15 protein-coding genes are annotated in these 16523 nt (G+C 65.2%); 7 read left to right on the forward strand and 8 right to left on the reverse strand.

The genetic code is table 11. The features are described 5' to 3' along the window. The first annotated feature begins 72 nt into the window (after nt 1-72). Together AB4Y82_RS09185 and AB4Y82_RS09190 are read left to right on the forward strand one after the other, a co-directional pair. Nucleotides 73-1656: an inorganic phosphate transporter gene (locus AB4Y82_RS09185; RefSeq protein WP_441611245.1), complete on the forward strand. Its 1584-nt coding sequence runs from the start codon at nt 73-75 to the stop codon at nt 1654-1656. A gap of 177 nt (nt 1657-1833) precedes the next feature. Further along, complete coding sequence (locus tag AB4Y82_RS09190; RefSeq protein WP_441603268.1) at nt 1834-2853, forward strand: TraB/GumN family protein; 1020 nt, start codon at nt 1834-1836, stop codon at nt 2851-2853. Nucleotides 2854-2922: 69 nt separating this feature from the next. Here AB4Y82_RS09190 and AB4Y82_RS09195 read toward each other — a convergent pair whose 3' ends face one another. The 6 genes from AB4Y82_RS09195 to AB4Y82_RS09220 all read right to left on the reverse strand — a co-directional run bounded on the left by AB4Y82_RS09195 (nt 2923) and on the right by AB4Y82_RS09220 (nt 8777). Beyond that, nucleotides 2923-4485 carry a S10 family peptidase gene (locus tag AB4Y82_RS09195; protein ID WP_441603267.1) on the reverse strand — a complete coding sequence of 521 codons (1563 nt, stop codon included), beginning with the start codon at nt 4483-4485 and terminating at the stop codon, nt 2923-2925. A 132-nt stretch (nt 4486-4617) separates the two neighbouring features. Then, nucleotides 4618-5322, reverse strand: a complete 705-nt coding sequence (locus tag AB4Y82_RS09200) for a DUF4386 domain-containing protein (RefSeq protein WP_441603266.1) — start codon at nt 5320-5322, stop codon at nt 4618-4620. Between the two features lie 39 nt (nt 5323-5361). Then, on the reverse strand, nt 5362-6159 hold the full coding sequence (locus AB4Y82_RS09205; protein WP_441611246.1) for a CPBP family intramembrane glutamic endopeptidase: 798 nt from the start codon (nt 6157-6159) through the stop codon (nt 5362-5364). A gap of 156 nt (nt 6160-6315) precedes the next feature. After that, the gene (locus tag AB4Y82_RS09210) at nt 6316-7143 is read right to left on the reverse strand and encodes a sel1 repeat family protein (protein ID WP_441603264.1); all 828 of its coding nucleotides are present in this window, start codon (nt 7141-7143) and stop codon (nt 6316-6318) included. Between the two features lie 34 nt (nt 7144-7177). Next, nucleotides 7178-7771, reverse strand: coding sequence for an HAD family hydrolase (locus AB4Y82_RS09215; protein WP_441603263.1), 594 nt, complete (start codon nt 7769-7771; stop codon nt 7178-7180). A 67-nt stretch (nt 7772-7838) separates the two neighbouring features. Beyond that, entirely contained in the window at nt 7839-8777 is a 939-nt protein-coding gene (locus AB4Y82_RS09220) for an AraC family transcriptional regulator N-terminal domain-containing protein (protein WP_441603262.1), read from the reverse strand. A 174-nt stretch (nt 8778-8951) separates the two neighbouring features. On the opposite strand from AB4Y82_RS09220, the gene AB4Y82_RS09225 reads away from it, so the two are divergent. Next, nucleotides 8952-10010, forward strand: a complete 1059-nt coding sequence (locus AB4Y82_RS09225; protein WP_441603261.1) for an NAD(P)-dependent alcohol dehydrogenase — start codon at nt 8952-8954, stop codon at nt 10008-10010. A gap of 54 nt (nt 10011-10064) precedes the next feature. On the opposite strand, the gene AB4Y82_RS09230 is transcribed toward AB4Y82_RS09225, so the two are convergent. Beyond that, entirely contained in the window at nt 10065-11831 is a 1767-nt protein-coding gene (locus AB4Y82_RS09230) for a chloride channel protein (RefSeq protein ID WP_441603363.1), read from the reverse strand. Between the two features lie 173 nt (nt 11832-12004). Continuing rightward, nucleotides 12005-12760, reverse strand: a complete 756-nt coding sequence (locus AB4Y82_RS09235; RefSeq protein WP_441603260.1) for a YdcF family protein — start codon at nt 12758-12760, stop codon at nt 12005-12007. Between the two features lie 144 nt (nt 12761-12904). Between AB4Y82_RS09235 and AB4Y82_RS09240 the strand changes: the two genes are divergently transcribed. From AB4Y82_RS09240 to AB4Y82_RS09255, 4 genes are all read left to right on the forward strand, one after another. Continuing rightward, on the forward strand, nt 12905-14338 hold the full coding sequence (locus AB4Y82_RS09240; RefSeq protein ID WP_441611247.1) for a phospholipase: 1434 nt from the start codon (nt 12905-12907) through the stop codon (nt 14336-14338). A gap of 146 nt (nt 14339-14484) precedes the next feature. Beyond that, entirely contained in the window at nt 14485-15039 is a 555-nt protein-coding gene (locus tag AB4Y82_RS09245; RefSeq protein WP_441603258.1) for an RNA polymerase sigma factor, read from the forward strand. Next, on the forward strand, nt 15036-15902 hold the full coding sequence (locus tag AB4Y82_RS09250; RefSeq protein ID WP_441603257.1) for a hypothetical protein: 867 nt from the start codon (nt 15036-15038) through the stop codon (nt 15900-15902). The genes AB4Y82_RS09245 and AB4Y82_RS09250 overlap by 4 nt, the downstream gene beginning before the upstream one ends. Further along, nucleotides 15895-16491, forward strand: a complete 597-nt coding sequence (locus tag AB4Y82_RS09255) for an IMPACT family protein (protein WP_441603256.1) — start codon at nt 15895-15897, stop codon at nt 16489-16491. The genes AB4Y82_RS09250 and AB4Y82_RS09255 overlap by 8 nt, the downstream gene beginning before the upstream one ends. The last annotated feature ends 32 nt before the right edge of the window (nt 16492-16523 follow it).

The raw sequence follows: 16523 nt of genomic DNA on the forward strand, positions 1-16523 counted from the left end.
CGCCCTCTGACTGTCACGTATCTGTCTTGCGCCAGTGCTTAGCTTGCGGGAGACCGACACCGAGGGCATGTCATGCAGACCGAAGCCGCAGTCGTCTCCGCCGCACCAGCACGCCAGGGATCGGGTCGACTGTTTGCGTTGATCTTCGTGGTGATCCTGTTGATCGGCGCCGGTTATGCCGGACTCCATCTGGTGCAGGACCTCTCGGCGGTCCGCTCCCAATCGCTGGCACCGTTTCTCCTGCTCGGCGTCGCGCTGTTGATCGCGCTGGGCTTCGAATTCGTCAACGGCTTCCATGACACCGCCAACGCGGTGGCCACCGTGATCTACACCAACTCCATGCCGGCCAATATGGCGGTGATCTGGTCCGGTGCCTTCAACTTCCTCGGCGTGTTGTTGTCCTCCGGCGCGGTGGCTTTCACCGTGGTCTCGCTGCTGCCAGTGGAGCTGATCCTGCAGGTGGGTGGACAGGCGGGTTTCGCCATGGTGTTCGCGCTGTTGATTGCCGCGATCCTGTGGAATCTTGGCACCTGGTATTTCGGCCTGCCCAATTCCTCCTCGCACACGCTGATCGGTTCGATCATCGGTGTCGGCCTGGCCAATCAGCTGATCTCCGGTCACAGCGGCACCAGCGGCGTGAACTGGGATGCCGCCATGAACGTGTTCCGCGGCCTGGTGTTTTCGCCCATCGCCGGCTTCCTGCTGGCCGGCCTGCTGATGTACCTGTTGAAGGCGCTGGTGAAGATTCCCGCGCTCTATCGCGCCCCCGAAGGCAAGAAGCCGCCGCCGTGGCCGATCCGCGCCCTGCTGGTGCTCACCTGCACCGGCGTGAGCTTCAGCCACGGCTCCAACGACGGCCAGAAAGGCATGGGCCTGATCATGCTGATCCTGATCGGTACGGTGCCTACGGCGTACGCGTTGAACGGCGCGGTGTCGGGTGGCGAAGTGAAGACCTTCCACCAGGTGTCGGTGGATACGCAGCATGTGCTCGGCAGCCTCGCCGGCAGCGTGACCTTCGACGGCGACCCGCGCGCCGTCATCACCACCGCCGTGCAGCAGCGCACGGCCCAGCCCAGCACGGCGCCTGCGCTGGCTCAGCTGATCGCGCAGATCGACCATGAAGTCGGCAATCGCACCTCGCTCAAGTCGGTGCCGCCGGAACAGATGGGCAACGTGCGCAACGACATCTACCTGGCCAACGCCGCCATTCCGCTGGTGCTGTCACAGCCGGGCCTCAGCAAGGAGCAGACCGCCACGCTCACCAGCTGGCGCGGACTGGGCACGCAGGCGATCCAGTTCATCCCGCCGTGGGTGAAGGTGGCCGTGGCGCTCGCGCTCGGCCTAGGCACCATGGTGGGCTGGAAGCGCATCGTGGTGACGGTGGGCGAGAAGATCGGCAAGGAGCACCTCACCTATGCGCAGGGTGCATCCGCCGAGCTGGTGGCCATGACGCTGATCCAGGCGGCCGACATGTACCACCTGCCGGTCAGCACCACCCACGTGCTCACCTCGGGCGTGGCCGGCACCATGGCGGCGAACGGTTCGGGCCTGCAATGGGCCACCGTGCGCAACCTGCTGATGGCCTGGATCCTCACCCTGCCCGCCTCGATCCTGCTGGCCGGCGGCTTGTACATTGTCTTCCGCCAGGTCTTTTGAGCGTTTAGGTAGCTAAGGCGTCGTTTCGGCTCCCTCCGGAGTGCACCGACCGTCCACGCCGGATGGCCATGGCCGCCTCCGCGCACCGCATCGGGCGTCGCAAGCACGGCTATCATGGCAACAGGGAGCCCGCCTTGGCGGGCTTTAGCCGTCGCGTCCTTTCAAGGAGCTTGCCGGATGCACGCAAGAACTGCCTTATGGCTTGGCGCGTTGCTGTTTATCAGCGGCGCGCAGGCGCAGAACATCCCCACACCCGCCGCCACGACGCCCGCGCCAGCGGCCGCAGTCGACTTGCAGACGGTGACCGTACGCGGCGAGCAACCCGGCCCTGAGTTATGGGAAGTGCGACGCGGCGACCATGTGTTGTGGATCGTCGGCACGCTGTCGCCGCTGCCCAAACACGCAGAGTGGCAATGGACCAAACTGGAGGAAGCGCTGGGCCGCTCATCGGAGTTGCTCGAAGCCCCTTCCGCACGCCTGAAGATGCCGTCGAGCCTGTTTTCCCGGCTTGCCCTGCAGCCGTCGGCCAAGCTCAATCCGGGCGGCGCCACCTTGCAGCGCCTGCTGCCGCCGGAGATGTATACGCGCTGGCTGGCGCTGCGCCATCAGTATCTGCAAGACGACGATGCGCTGGAATTCATGCGCCCGATGATCGTCGCCCAGCAGCTTTATGAGAAAGCGCTGGCCAAGGACGACCTGAGCAACGAGATCGACGTGGCCGCCATGGTGGAGAAGCTCGCGCGCAAGCATGGCAACCGCGTGATCGCCGTGCGCTATGAACTGCTGGTCACGCGGGCGCCGCCCAGTACCAGCATCGACCAGGACCAGCAGAATGGCATCGCCTGCCTGGACGAGACCATGCAACTGGTCGAGCACGACATGCCCAAGCTCACCCAGCGCGCCAACGCCTGGGCCACCGGCGACATGAAGACCCTGCAGAGCCTGATGCCGCAAAAGAACTACGAGCCCTGCATCGTGTCGGCCATCAACGGCGATTTCGAAAAGCAGCTCAATATTCCCGACCTGCCCCAGCGCATCGAGTCGGCCTGGATGAATGCCGCCGAGGCCGCGCTGATCCGCAACCGGCAGACGGTCGCCGTGCTGTCGATGGAGCAGTTGCTGTCGACGGACGGCTATCTGGCCAAGCTCAAGGCGCGCGGCTACATCGTGCGCCAGCCGGACAACACACTGCTCTGAGTCTGGCCGGCGCAAAGAAAAGGCCGCGCTCCTTTGAGAGGCGCGGCCCGCTCTGGTGCATCGATAAGCTTACTTGCTGCTGCGGTAGAGCGTGGCAGCGTCGGCCTTGAACGATTCGGCACTGCCCGGACGGCTGTAGAACATATGGCCGCCCGGATAGACCGCCAGCTTCACGCGCTGCGCCTGGCCGAACGTCGGCATCTGGTCGATGATCAGACGCGAGGTGAAGAACGGGCACGACAAGTCGTTGTAGCCGTGCACGATCAGCACCTTCATGTTCGGATCGTTGCCGATCGCCTTGCGCAGGTCCGCCACCGGCTTGTCGTCGGCGTTACCGCGATCCCAGGCCTTGTTCACGGCGTACGACAACGCTTCGTAGTGCGCGTCCGTCTTCCAGCCCACTTCGCGTGTCACGAAATCCACCATCGCGCTGGTGGTCGGCGCCAGCAGCGCTTCGAGAATCGGATCGCCCGACTGGCGATCGGCCGAGCCCGGGAACGGATCGAAGGCGGTGACGTTGGAGTCGTACACGCTGCCGATCTTCTTGTCGTTGCGATGGATTTCGCGCAGGTAGGTGGCGATGTCGACACGGCCATCCAGTCGCGACACCACGGCCGGATCCAGGCCCGTATACGCCGACACCTTCTGCACCATGCGACCGATCGCGCCCGGGTCCGAACGGCCGGCCAGGAAGTCGGTGACGAACTGCGTGCGCACATAGGTCTCGACGTCGTTCATCGCCGCCGGCGTGAGCTTGCCCTGGCTTTCCAGGCGCGCCGCGGTCATCGACGGCAGGTTGATCATCCACGGCAGCGGCGACAAGGCATCGCCATCGCCGATGGCGGCCGGATCGAGATACGGCGACACCATCACCAGGCCATTCACGCCCACACCCATGCGCGTCTGCAGCTCATAGCCGATACGCGGGGCGCGGTAGCCGCCGTAGCTCTCGCCCATCACGTACTTGGGCGCGCGCAGGCGGCCGTGCTTGACCAGCCAGTCGTACACCACGCGCGACAGATACTTGATGTCGGCCTCGGTGGAGTAGAAATCCTTCTTGGTCTGCTCATCGTCTTCCAGCGAACGCGAGAAGCCCGTGCCGACCGGATCGATGAACACCAGGTCGCTCATGTCGAGCCAGGTGTTGGGATTGTCCTTGGTGATCGCCGCATCGGACGGCGCATCGCCATCCACGCCGAACTGAATGCGCTTGGGACCAATGGCGCCCATGTTGAGGTACACCGACGACGCGCCCGGACCACCGTTGAAGGCGAAGGTCACCGGACGGTGCGGGTCGTTGCCCGGCACCACGTACGAGGTGTAGACCACGTCGGCGATCTTCTTGCCCTTGGCGTTGCGCACCTCGATGGTGCCCACGGTCGCCTCGTAGGACAGCGTACGGCCGCCTACGCGCACGCTCTGCTTGATGGTCTTGTCGGCGGGCAGCGGCGGCAGGTCGCTGTCGGACTTCTTGTCGGCGGCTTCGGCCGCGGGCTTGGCATCCTTGCCTTCGGCGGCCATGGCGGACCACGGCGACAAGGCCAGGCCCAGCGCGAACACACCCGCTGCGCACCACGCAGCTCCACGCCCCACACGGGCGAAACGACCTCGTACAGCCAAATCAGGATTCATCGACACTCTCACGCAGGGACTCATGGGACTCGACCGGCTATCGCGCGGGCGAAACACCATAGATGCGTCATGCGGCACCGGGTGACCAGTGCCGTAAGACAGGGTCAAGACCTTGCGATGCGAGCCGACGCCTTAGGTCGAAGGCACCGCGGCAACATCGCCGCGCGGCCGCGCCCCCATCACTACCATCCACAACACGAAGGCCAGCTCGCCCAGCTGGAGCGGGAAAGCCACTTTCGAGATGAGGTCTTCGTACGCCGGCAACACCACGCCGGTCACGCACAAAGCCAGATAGGCGAAGCCGTTGAGGATCAGCCAGTAGCCCAGAAAGCGCGGCAGGAAGCGCGAGCGGATCACCAGCAGCGCCAGCGGGAACAGCCACAAGCCCCAGAACATCTCGGCACACGAAATCATCATGCCGTGCAGGCGCAGGAACAGCGCCGCGAGCGCCTCGCGCTCGGGCTGCTCGAACGCTGCCAGAATCGGGCCGCCCTTGACCAGCAGCAGTGCCGCCGCATCATTGAGCACGTTGAAGAAATACAGCGGCGTATCCATGAAGCCCAGCACGAACATCAGCCCTGCCAAGGTTTTGTTGACGCCCTTGAACAGCTGGTAGAGCGTGAACGTCAGCAACAGGCTGATCACGCCGGTCAGCAGATCGCCAAAGATGCCGAGCCGGAACAACAACTCGTGCGCTGCGATATTGCCGGCCGTCGCGGCGGGGTTGTCGTGGACAAAAAGCGTGTTCGGGATATAGATCAGCCGGAATGGCGCGGTGATCGTCAGTGCCAGGTAGATGAGACCGGCAATACGCGCGTCACGCTTGAGCGTTGTCATTGGATGCATTCCCCAGAGATGCGTGACTCATCGTACCGATTATCGGGATGCAGAAACCGGCATCGATGTTGATGGCCCTGCCTGCACCTGCCGACACCGCAGCATCCAGACCATCCCGATGGCCAGCAACGCGCTAAAGACACGCAGGCCATTCCCCAGCCAGCCGGTCGCGGCCGATGGCGCCACATCGAAGACATCCCACGCGGCATTGAGCGAGCAGTGGAAGATCAGGCCGCACCACAGCGTGTAACCATCCATCGCATCGAGCACCGCGAACACGATGCCGCCGACGAAGGTGATGGCGAAGACTTGCAAAGCCAGCTCACTGTCCTGCATGCCCACCCAATGCACCCAGCCAAACACCAGGGCCTGCACCAGCACGGACGGCAGCATCCGCCACCCGAGGCCGCGACGTACGAAAATGAAGCCGAAGCCGCGAAACACCAGTTCCTCGGCCAGCGGAAACAACAAGGCCGTAAACAGGATGTCCCGCCAGTCGATGGTCGCCTGCAACTGGCCAGTGACCGCGCATCCGATCCAGAACGGCAGCGTGGCCAGCAGCACCAGCAGCGGCGCCTTCCATCCGTTCGAGTGCAGACCCAAGAGGCGCCGAACCGATGGCCCGGTCCGCCGCGACCGCAAGGCCAGCAAGGCAACGAGCGCCAACAGTACCGCCAGCAGGTTGTCCATGCTGGAGCCGCCGAAGGACGACATGGGCAAGCCGGGAATCTTCAGGCCCACCATCAAAGCCAGGTCGCGCACGGACAGCGCAGCGAACAGCACCGCGATCACCACGACCGCCTTGGCCCAAACAACTGCGGGATGCGACGCCTGCATATGCCCTCCTGGCCGATGGGACGAACGCCCTACTCTCACTCCGGCCCGTGGTTCACCGCAAGAATGACCTTTGGGGCAGAGCGTCGCCCGCCCGTGCCCGGGAGATCGTCGAAGCCTGGGCGATCGAACAACGTCTTTGATCCGCGAACCGTAGCCTCAGTGCGGTATGCCCTGATCCCGTTCCAGCTCACCCACGGTCACCGTGCCGTACCAGGCCGCATCGCGAATGCGAAAGTACTGCTTGGGGTCCCAGCGCCAGGCCACGTAAATATTCCCGCAACCCGTGATGGGCGCGCCGTCGATGGATTCAGCGCCGCACGACGGCAGTGGCCCGGTGAAGTCGCCCAGGGAGGGGTTGGCCGCCGCAAACTGTGCCAGCGTCAGCGAGCTGACCTCGGGCGCACCGTAGCCAACCAACGATCCAGTCATCCCGGTCCTGGCCTCGCGCAACGCCCGCTCCATGCGCGGCTTCGCCACCGCATCGCCGTACTCGCCGGACAGTTGATCCAACAGCACGCTTCCTTGTTGACGCTGACTGGCGTCCAGCTGATTCCATACGGCATCGCGGGTGGCTACGTAGCGCGGAAATTTCCGCTCCGCGCCCAGCGCCAGCCACGCATACGCGGTGACAGGATTCTTGGCGACACCCTCGCCGTGCAAATACATCAAGCCGATGCTGAGCTGAGACAGCTTGTCGGCATAGCGCGCGCCAATCTCGAAATATTTCATCGCCTTGGCGTAGTTGCCACTTGCATAGGCGCGCATCCCGACAAATTCGCCGTACTGATCGGGGTGCCCCCAGGTGGACGTGCGGTCCATGGCGGCCAGGACTTTCTGCGACGCCTTGTCGTCCATGGATGCCGCATGGCTCGTAACCAGAGAAAGCGGAAGAACCGCGACGACCAGGATACCGATCCATTGCGTCTTCATGAGTGCCTCCGAGGGTGTCCAGAGCTCTCTCGCGCATTTCATGACCAGACCCATTCACGCCATGTGAAGAGCCGGCGCCAGCCATCGATCAGCTCACTTCCTGCCACTGAAAATAGCGACGGTGGGCGATGCTAAGCAGATGCTGATCCTCCGGCGTATCGCCGTAGGCATAGACCACGGGATAAGCGGCCAGATCATAGGCGGCGCGGACGCGGCGCGCTTTTTCCGCGTTCACGCATTGTTCGCCGCGGTAGCGACCCGTCAGCTGGCCGTCGCGCGCCTCAAGCTGGGAGCACAGCAGTTCCAGATCATGCGTGCGGCACCAATGGGACATATAGACGTCCAGCGCACCGGATACCACGACGACGCGATCGCCCTGCGCCTTATGCCACTGGATGCGCTCCAGCGCCTGCGGGCGCAGCACGCCCGGCAATACATCGCGTGCAAATTGCTCGCCGCGTGCATGGGCATGCGTTTCCGGCACGCCACGAAAACCCAGCTGCACTGCACTGCGCCGCATGAGGTTGGGCGACACCCAGCCAAGCTTGTAGCCAGCCACCATCGGGGCAAGCAGCGCGCCGCCAAGGGCGCGCCGGCGCGGCGACACGGCAAATTCGATGAAGGGCCGGAACATCTCTCGCGTGGTGATGGTTCCGTCGAAATCGAACAAAGCGAGATTCATGGCATTCCCTGGCCGTGTTGTCAGCGCGGCGCATGCTCGATGCCTGCCACGCGAAGGTCAAGTGCCCTCAGGCGACCGACTCGGCGTCGGCCGGACGCAGGCGCGCCACGTCGCGCAAGGGCGGCGCGCCGAACTGGCGACTGTATTCGCGACTGAACTGCGAGGGACTTTCATAGCCCACCTGATGCGCCGCCGTGGCGACGTCGCACTGGCTGGCCAGCAGCAGGCGACGCGCTTCGTGCAAACGCAGCTGCTTCTGGTACTGCAGCGGACTCATCGCGGTAATGGCGCGAAAATGGTGATGCAGCGAGGAGGTGCTCATGTTCACGCGCATCGCCAGCTCCTCGATGCGCAAGGGCTCGTCGTAGTGCTGCCGCAACCAGTCGATGGCGCGCGACACCTGATGACCCTGGCTGCCGGACGTGGCGATCTGCGCCAGCAACGCACCCTGCTCGCCCGTCAGCAATCGGTACAGCAGTTCGCGCTCGATCAAGGGACCCAATACCTCGAGGTCGCGCGGCGTATCGAGCAGGCGAACCAGGCGCAGCAGCGGATCGAGCAGCCCGCCATCGAGCGGACTCATCGAAAGACCGGGCGCAGACGCGACGGCACTGCGGCGCAACTGCACGCCGGGCAGCAGCTCGCGGATGCACTGCAGATCCAGGCGAAAGGTCAGGCACAGGCACGGCGCATCGTCCGATGCCCGGACCACCTGCGAGGACACCGGCACATCCACCGCGTTGACCATGTAGTTGGCCGGCTCATGCAGGAACGTTTGCTGGCCGAGCAGGATCTGCTTCGCCCCCTGCAGCGCAAGGCCCAGACCCGGGCCGTACATGGCGCAGGTCGGCACGCCAACCGAGTTGGCGCGAAACAGCGTCAGGGCTGGCCAAACCGTGGTGTGCAAGCCATCAGCCGCCGCCAATCGTTCAACGATGGCTGTCAATTCCTCGCGATCTTGCGCCAGTCGCGCCGAAGAGCCAGGAGCGGAAGGTTTTTCATTCATGGACTTAGGTTCCATTTCTGCAGGACGAGATTGCCTGTTCCTCCGCCATATGGCGAGCCCCTGGGCCACGACCTTGCAGGATCAGGCAATCATCTCGCAGGAATCGGCTACCCGGGCCATACACCGGGCGCCCATACTCCTCGCCTTGCTGTCCCGTCCCCAAGGAGTCATGCCATGACGCTTTCCATCCGCGGCTACGCCGCCCAGTCCGCCACCACGCCGCTGGCCGCTCACCAGTTCGAACGCCGCGATCCGCGCGCGAACGATGTGGTGATCGACATCCTGTATTGCGGCGTTTGCCACTCGGATATCCACCAGGCGCGCGACGAATGGGGCGGCAGCCTCTACCCGATGGTGCCCGGCCACGAGATCGTGGGCCGCGTCAGCTCCGTCGGCCCCGAGGTCACCAAGTTCAAGGTGGGCGACACGGTGGGCGTGGGCTGCATGGTCGACTCCTGCCAGCACTGCGCCTCGTGCAACGCCGGCCTCGAGCAGTACTGTGTTGAAGGCGCCACCTGGACCTATAACGGCATCGATCGCCACGACAAGATGCCCACCTTCGGCGGCTACTCCGAGCGCATCGTGGTGTCGGACAAGTTCGTCGTGTCGATCTCCGACAAGCTGGACCTGAAGGCTGCCGCGCCGCTGCTGTGCGCCGGCATCACCACCTGGTCGCCGCTGCGTCACTGGAATATCGGCAAGGGCAGCAAGATCGCCGTGATCGGCCTGGGCGGCCTGGGCCACATGGGCCTGAAGTTCGCCAAGGCGATGGGTGCCGACGTCACCTTGTTCACCCGTTCGCCGGGCAAGGAAGCGGAAGCACGCCGCCTGGGCGCCGACCATGTGGTGTTGTCCACCGACGAGAAGCAGATGGCCGCCGTGTCGCGCCAGTTCGAGTTCATCCTCGACACGGTGCCCAACCCGCACGATCTCAACCCGTACCTGGCCACGCTCGCCGTCAATGGCGTGATCTGCCTGGTCGGCCAGCTGCAGCCGCTCGATCCTCCGGTGAACGCTGCGCAGGTGCTGCTGGGTCGTCGCTCGATCTCGGGTTCGGCCATCGGCGGCATCGCCGAAACGCAGGAAATGCTCGACTTCTGCGCCGAGCACAACATCGTCAGCGACATCGAAGTGATCGACATCAAGAACATCAATGCCGCCTACGAGCGCGTCATCACCAGCGACGTGCGCTATCGCTTCGTGATCGACATGGCTTCGCTCAAGGCTGCCTGATGATGTACTGACCCGGGCAGCACAAGCCGCCCGGACGCCCCACAAAACCGGCCCTTACACGGCCGGTTTTGTTTTTCCGCCGAGATGACGGCTGGCCTCATGTGCTTCGCGCAGTCGTTGCGCATGCGCCTTGAGCAGATCGCCGCGGGTGATGATGCCCACCATCCGGCGTCCCTGGCGATCCATCACCACCAGGCGGCCGACGTCGGCCTCCACCATATGATCGGCGGCTTCGCGCAGCGTGTGGTCTTCGCGCACCACGAGAGGCGGACGATGCAGCAGCGAACGCACTTGCGCATCCAGCGGCGAGCCGGCGCGCAGCAGATCGCGGCGGGTCACCACGCCCAGCAAGCGGCCCTGCTCGTCCACCACCGGAAAGCCCTGATGTTTGGCCGGTGCATGTTCCGTCGACAGCCAGGCCTGCACCTCGCCAATCGTCTCGCTGGCGCGCAGGCTCACGACGTCTCGGCTGCATGCTTCGCCAACAGCAAGGCGCTCCAGGTAATCGGCCGTGTACTCGTCCGGCACGAGCACGCCGCGACGGACGATCTTCTCCGTCATGATGGTGTTCCGCATCAACAAACCCGAAACCAGGTATGCCGCCGCGCAGGCGCCGAGCAAGGGCAGCAGGCCGTGCGGCTGCTGGGTCGTCTCGAACGCAAAAACGACCGAGGTGAGGAAGGCGCGCGACGCCCCCGCGAAAATCGCCGCCATGCACACCAGCGCCGCCACCCGCGGATCCACCTGCAGCCATGGCAACCAGTCCACGCACAGCAGGCCGAGCACGCCGCCCATCGCACTGCCGATGGTGAACAGCGGCGCGAGCGTACCTCCGGAAGTGCCACTGCCCAGCGCCACCGACCAGGACAGCAGCTTCATCAGACACAGCGCGAGCATGCCGGCAAACCCGACCTGCCCGGCAATCAGCGCCGCGATATTGCCGTAGCCCACACCCAGCGTGGCCGGCATGAAGTAACCCACCACGCCCACCACCACGCCACCGATGGCCGGCCACCACATCCAGTGGATCGGCAGTTTCTCGAAGCCGTCTTCAATGGCGTAGGTGAGCTTGGTGATGCCGACGCTGACCACGCCCGTGACGATGCCCATGACGATGTAGGCCACCACGGCGCTGAGTGCCGGCGTGGCGATGGCGGGCATCGGGAACATCGGTTCATTGCCTTCCAGCAGGTAGCGAACTGCTGTGCCCATCACCGCCGCCAGCGCTACCGGAATCAGCGAACGCGCGCGACGTTCGAACAACAGCAATTCGATCGCCAGCAACACGGACGAGATCGGCGCGGAGAACACCGCGGCCATGCCTGCCGCGGCGCCGGCCGCCAATAGTGTCTTGCGCTCGTCCGCCGTGACGCGCAACAGCTGGCCGATCAATGACCCCAATGCACCGCCGGTGGCGATGATCGGTCCTTCGGCGCCGAACGGACCACCGGTGCCGATGGCAATGGCGGACGACACCGGTTTCAGCCAGGTGATGCGCGGCGGAATCCGGCTTTCATTGAGCAACACCTGCTCCATCGCTTCGGGAATGCCGTGACCACGAATGGCACGCGAACCCCAGCGCGCCATCGCGCCGACGATCAGGCCACCGACCACCGGCACCGCAATCACCCACAGGCCCAGATGATTGCCTGCCGGGCTGCTGAATTCCGTACTGAGGCGCCCGTAAAAAGCGAGGTTGGTAACCAGTCCGATCAACGCGGTCAGTAACCGCGCCACCAGCGCCACCGCCGATCCCAGCAGCATGGCGAGCAGACAGATCCACAGCACGCGCCGCTCCAGCGGACGAAATTGGCGCGGCATGTGCGCCGCGGTCAGCGTCCGATCCAGCGAAGGGGCAAGCGGAAGCGCCGCACGCGAGTGCGGATCGGTGGGCAGTTCGGAGGGCATGGAAGCGACCGGCGTGAGTAAGCCGCGCAAGGTTACGCCGATACGCGCTCAGTAGCTGGCTGGAAAATGAACGGCTATCAGGCGCTTCAGGCACCCAGCGGCGGCGCCTTCGGGGCATTCCAGCCCAGCACGTTGTAGACCCGGTAACGCAGGATGCCCAGGTACTCGTGCAGCGAGGCATCCATCAGCATGAAGTTCCACGAGTCGGGCGCCAGTTCCCTGCGCGCATTGACCCAGTCGCCGGCCACCGGCTGCGGCACGATGCCGAAGTGCGCGAAGTACAACAGCGATCGACGCAGGTGAATGCCAGAGGTCACCAGCACGATGTGCTGCGGCGCGTACTCGGCGAGGATCGGACGGCTGAACTGCGCGTTCTGCCACGTGCTCATGCTGCGCGATTCAATCGACAAATCCGCCGCGGGAATGCCGAGCGCGCGAAGTGCCCGGCCATACACCACCGCCTCGGCCTCGCCGTGGTCTTGCGAATCGCCACCGCTCACCACCAGGCGGCACTCCTTGCCGGCGGATTTGCACGCGCTATAAAGCTGGGCGGCACGCAACAGGCGACCATTGACGAAATAGGAAGGTTGCAACGGATGGCCTTCGTCCACCGCCGTGCCCGCGCCAAGCACCACGATGGCATTGCGCGGCGTCCACGCAATCGCCGGATCGACTTCGTATGGCGCTTGCAGCCCGTCGGAAAGCCAGCGTGGCAGTGCGCCGCAACCGATGCCGAAGAACAGCAGCAGGCTCGCGATCAACAGCGCGCGCGCGGTCTTGCGCCAGCGCAGGCGATACAGCCACACGATCAACAGCAGCAGCACGAACAGAACGGCCAGCATGCGGATTCCCCGCTCCATGGAAAGGCATGGCATCTTAGGGCCTTACGCTATGGCGAGGCGATAGCGCAGGGTCGATCGACCTGTCGCCTGGGGACACGCCAGCATGCTGGCGAGCGGACAATGTGACACCGCAGGGACCGGTACATGACCACACTCGTTTTCGTGCACGGCTGGAGCGTCACCAATACTTCAACCTATGGTTTGCTGCCACAGCGTCTCCAGGCGCAGGCCGCATCCGCAGGCATCGCATTGGCGGTGGCCGACATCTGGCTATCGGAATACGTGAGTTTCGATGACGTGGTCACCATGGCCGACGTCGTGCGTGGATTTGATCACGCCCTGCGCGACCTGCATCTGCACGACGCCAGTTTCGTTTGCATCACCCACTCCACCGGCGGACCCGTCGTGCGCGAGTGGCTTCGCGCGCAGCGGGAACGACCGCACGCCTTCAGCACGATCCGCCTGACCCACCTGATGATGCTGGCGCCGGCGAACTTCGGCTCCGCCCTCGCCCAACTCGGCAAAGGCGTGCTGAGCCGCCTGCGCGCCTGGGCCGGTGGCGTGGAACCCGGGCAACGCATACTCGACTGGCTGGAACTGGGCAGCAGCGAATCGCTGTCGCTCAACCTCGATCATATCCACGGCGATGATGCGGCCGAGCGCGGCCAGTTCCTCTTCGTGCTCACCGGCGACCGACCTGATCGATCGCTCTACGACCACATCAACAGCTATACCGGCGAAGACGGATCGGACGGCGTCGTACGCATCGCGGCGGCCAATCTCAATGCGCGCCACGCCGTGCTCGCGCGCCAGGGCAGCAGCAACGACGCAACGCTGGCCATCAATGCCACGGTCGCGCCGCGCACCGCGTTCAAGCTGATCCCGGGCGCAGCGCACTCCGGCCTCGGGCAAGGCGTGATGGCCGCCGCGCCGCAAGCGACGGTGGACGCGCTGCTCCGCTGCCTGCAGGTGCGCGACGTGGGCGGCTACCACCAACTGTGCGACGCCTTCGATGCGCAAAATGCACAGCGCGACGCCGAGCGGGTGGAAAAGGAGCCCGTAGGTCCGTTCTCGCCCCGCGTCCATATCCACGATCCACGCAGCATGCTGGTGGTTCGCCTCACCGACGAGGCGGGTGAGCCGCTGCTTGGCGCACGCTGGCTGTTCGAGGCCGGCCTGCCGCCGAACCCCGACTGGATGCCACAGGGTTTCATGCTCGACCGCCAGGCGAACAGCCGGCAGGGACACGTGATCACGTTCTTCCTCAACCATGGCTTGCTGGCCGGCACTGCACGCGTCGCCGACCCGGACAACAGCCGGCGCACCTTGCGTGCCGCCATGAGCGGGCATCGGCCCTATAGCGCGACGATCGAACCGGCTGATCTGGCCGGACTCGTGCATCACGCCATCGCCAGCTCGGCCTCCAGCGACGACCTGTTCCTGATCCTCGCCCCGCACCAGACCACCGTGCTCGACGTGGTGCTGCCACGCCACGTGCGCGAAGGCGTGTTCCGGCTCTCCCAGCAACGCGAGCCTGAGGATTTCTCGCACCCTGTAGCAGGTGACGTCATCCCCTGACCTCCGGGCACGGCCAAACCCCAAGTGGCGATGGCCTGCGTTACATGGGAATGCAGCCACCTTTCCTGAACCCGACACTTCAATGGACGCCTGCCACTGACCCGCCTGCTTACCCCAAGCCCCGGTTTGGCTTAACCTCGCCGCCCATGGATGCCCCTGTGGACGACGATGCGACGCTGATGCTTGCCTATGCCAGGGGCGAGGCTGCGGCGTTCAATGCGCTCTACGCCCGGCACCGGGCCGCACTCTATCGATTCCTGCTGCGCGCGGCGCGCGATCCCCAGCTGGCCGAGGAGCTTTTCCAGGAGACCTGGAGTCGCGTGGTGGCCTCGCGCGCGCGCTATGTGCCGCAAGCCAAATTCACCACCTGGCTACTGCAGATCGCGCATAACCTGTTGATCGACAGCTACCGCCGCAAGCGCCCGCTCGCCACCGGCGAGGAAGCCGAGCGGGTATTCGAAGTAACCGCGTCACCGGAACGCGAACAACCCGAGCACCTGCTGTCGGAGTTCGAACGTCGCCGGCGTCTGCAGTTGGCGATCGAGCAACTGCCCGATGAGCAGCGCACCGCGGTGCTGCTGCGCCTGGAAAACGAACTGAGCGTGGAGGAGATTGCCGAAGTCACCGGCGTGGGACGCGAGACTGCCAAGTCGCGCCTGCGCTATGCCATGAACCGTTTGCGCGAACAGTTGGCCGAATGAATACGCACGACCACGACAACGACGCGCTGCCCGGCGAAGACGAGCTCAAGTCGCTCTATCGCAGCCTGCCGCGCAAGGAACCATCGCCCGCCCTCGATGGCGCGATCCAGCGCGCGGCGGCCGACGCCGTGCGCGCCGACAAGCGCAGCGGTGTGACGCGCTGGCCGGTAGCCGTTGCCAGTGTGGCCGTCCTGGTCGTGGCTGCCGGGCTGGGCTGGCGCATGGTGCAACAACCCGCGAGCGTGCCGCAGGGCCCTGCTTCGCGCGCTGTTGCCGTCAGCGCGGCGCCCGCATCCGAACCGGCGCAGGCGGCGTCCAGTCCAAGCGATGCGCAGGTCGTCAACACCCCTGCCGCACCCTTGGCGGCTGCAGCTCCGGCGACGCGCATCGCGGCGCCGACGGCAGCGAAGCGGGAAAACATCCGTTCCGCCATGAAGCCGAAAGTGGTGGCGCCGGTCGCCGCGACTGCGCAACCACCCACCTCCGAGACGGAAGCGGCACCGCTGGCAGCCATCAACGAGGACCGCATGGCGGCGGCGCCGCCGCCGGCAGCACCTGCGCCCGTCGCGCAAGCCGCCCCATCCGCTTATGCACCGCAGGCTGCGATGCGAGCCACGGCTGCCACCGGCGCGCTCAGCCAGCGCGCAACGGCGATGAAGGACATGTCTGCCCCCGCCGTTTCGCCGGACAGTACGGCAGCCAACGCGGCCGATACGCCAGCCCAAGAGCTGGAGAAGATCCGCCAGCTGTTCGCCCTGCATCGCCACGATGAAGGCGTGCAGCGGCTGACCACCTTCCAGCAGACACACCCGGACGTGCCCTTGCCCGACGACCTGCGAGCGCAACTGCCCGACCATGAGTGATCCGCTGCATACCCTTGCCGCTGCCTGCCAGCACAGCGAGGACATCAAGAAGAGTCGGTTCCTGGCCCAGGCGGCACCCGTACAGACGCCCGAACAGGCGCTGGCCTTCGTACGCCAGGTGAGCGATCCGGCAGCGACGCACAACTGCTGGGCCTACCGCATCGGCCAGGACTATCGCTTCAACGATGACGGCGAGCCGGGTGGCACCGCGGGACGCCCGATGCTTCAAGCCATCGAAGGCCAGGGTATCGATCGCGCCGTGGTGGTCGTCACGCGTTGGTATGGCGGCATCAAGCTGGGCGCCGGCGGACTCGTGCGCGCCTACGGTGGCACGGCTGCGGAGTGCCTGCGTCGCGCCGATCGCGTTCCCCTGGTTGCCATGGCGCGACTGGGCCTGCGTTGCGACTTCGCCGAACTGGCCTTGCTCAAGGCCCGCCTGCGCGAGTTCGACGCCGAGATCGTGCAGGAAAGCTTCGATGCGCAAGGGGTCGCGCTGGAGATCCAGCTGCCCGACAGGCATGCCGACGAGGCACAGGCGCTGGTCAACGACCTCAGCCGAGGCCGTCACCGTGCACGCCGCCTGGATTGAATCAGGCGCGAGTCGCCCCACCTTCAAACAGA

Source organism: Dyella sp. 2YAF14 (genome assembly GCF_052114725.1).
GTDB lineage: Bacteria > Pseudomonadota > Gammaproteobacteria > Xanthomonadales > Rhodanobacteraceae > Dyella.

Bases quoted from the DNA above. Each gene is read 5' to 3' on its own strand.
- AB4Y82_RS09225 (WP_441603261.1), top strand. From the start codon at position 8,952: ATGACGCTTTCCATCCGCGGCTACGCCGCCCAGTCCGCCACCACGCCG.
- AB4Y82_RS09230 (WP_441603363.1), bottom strand. From the start codon at position 11,831: ATGCCGCGCCAATTTCGTCCGCTGGAGCGGCGCGTGCTGTGGATCTGT.
- AB4Y82_RS09200 (WP_441603266.1), bottom strand. From the start codon at position 5,322: ATGACAACGCTCAAGCGTGACGCGCGTATTGCCGGTCTCATCTACCTG.
- AB4Y82_RS09205 (WP_441611246.1), bottom strand. From the start codon at position 6,159: ATGCAGGCGTCGCATCCCGCAGTTGTTTGGGCCAAGGCGGTCGTGGTG.
- AB4Y82_RS09250 (WP_441603257.1), top strand. From the start codon at position 15,036: ATGAATACGCACGACCACGACAACGACGCGCTGCCCGGCGAAGACGAG.
- AB4Y82_RS09185 (WP_441611245.1), top strand. From the start codon at position 73: ATGCAGACCGAAGCCGCAGTCGTCTCCGCCGCACCAGCACGCCAGGGA.
- AB4Y82_RS09215 (WP_441603263.1), bottom strand. From the start codon at position 7,771: ATGAATCTCGCTTTGTTCGATTTCGACGGAACCATCACCACGCGAGAG.
- AB4Y82_RS09210 (WP_441603264.1), bottom strand. From the start codon at position 7,143: ATGGGTCTGGTCATGAAATGCGCGAGAGAGCTCTGGACACCCTCGGAG.
- AB4Y82_RS09220 (WP_441603262.1), bottom strand. From the start codon at position 8,777: ATGAATGAAAAACCTTCCGCTCCTGGCTCTTCGGCGCGACTGGCGCAA.
- AB4Y82_RS09255 (WP_441603256.1), top strand. From the start codon at position 15,895: ATGAGTGATCCGCTGCATACCCTTGCCGCTGCCTGCCAGCACAGCGAG.
- AB4Y82_RS09195 (WP_441603267.1), bottom strand. From the start codon at position 4,485: ATGAATCCTGATTTGGCTGTACGAGGTCGTTTCGCCCGTGTGGGGCGT.
- AB4Y82_RS09235 (WP_441603260.1), bottom strand. From the start codon at position 12,760: ATGCTGGCCGTTCTGTTCGTGCTGCTGCTGTTGATCGTGTGGCTGTAT.
- AB4Y82_RS09190 (WP_441603268.1), top strand. From the start codon at position 1,834: ATGCACGCAAGAACTGCCTTATGGCTTGGCGCGTTGCTGTTTATCAGC.
- AB4Y82_RS09245 (WP_441603258.1), top strand. From the start codon at position 14,485: ATGGATGCCCCTGTGGACGACGATGCGACGCTGATGCTTGCCTATGCC.
- AB4Y82_RS09240 (WP_441611247.1), top strand. From the start codon at position 12,905: ATGACCACACTCGTTTTCGTGCACGGCTGGAGCGTCACCAATACTTCA.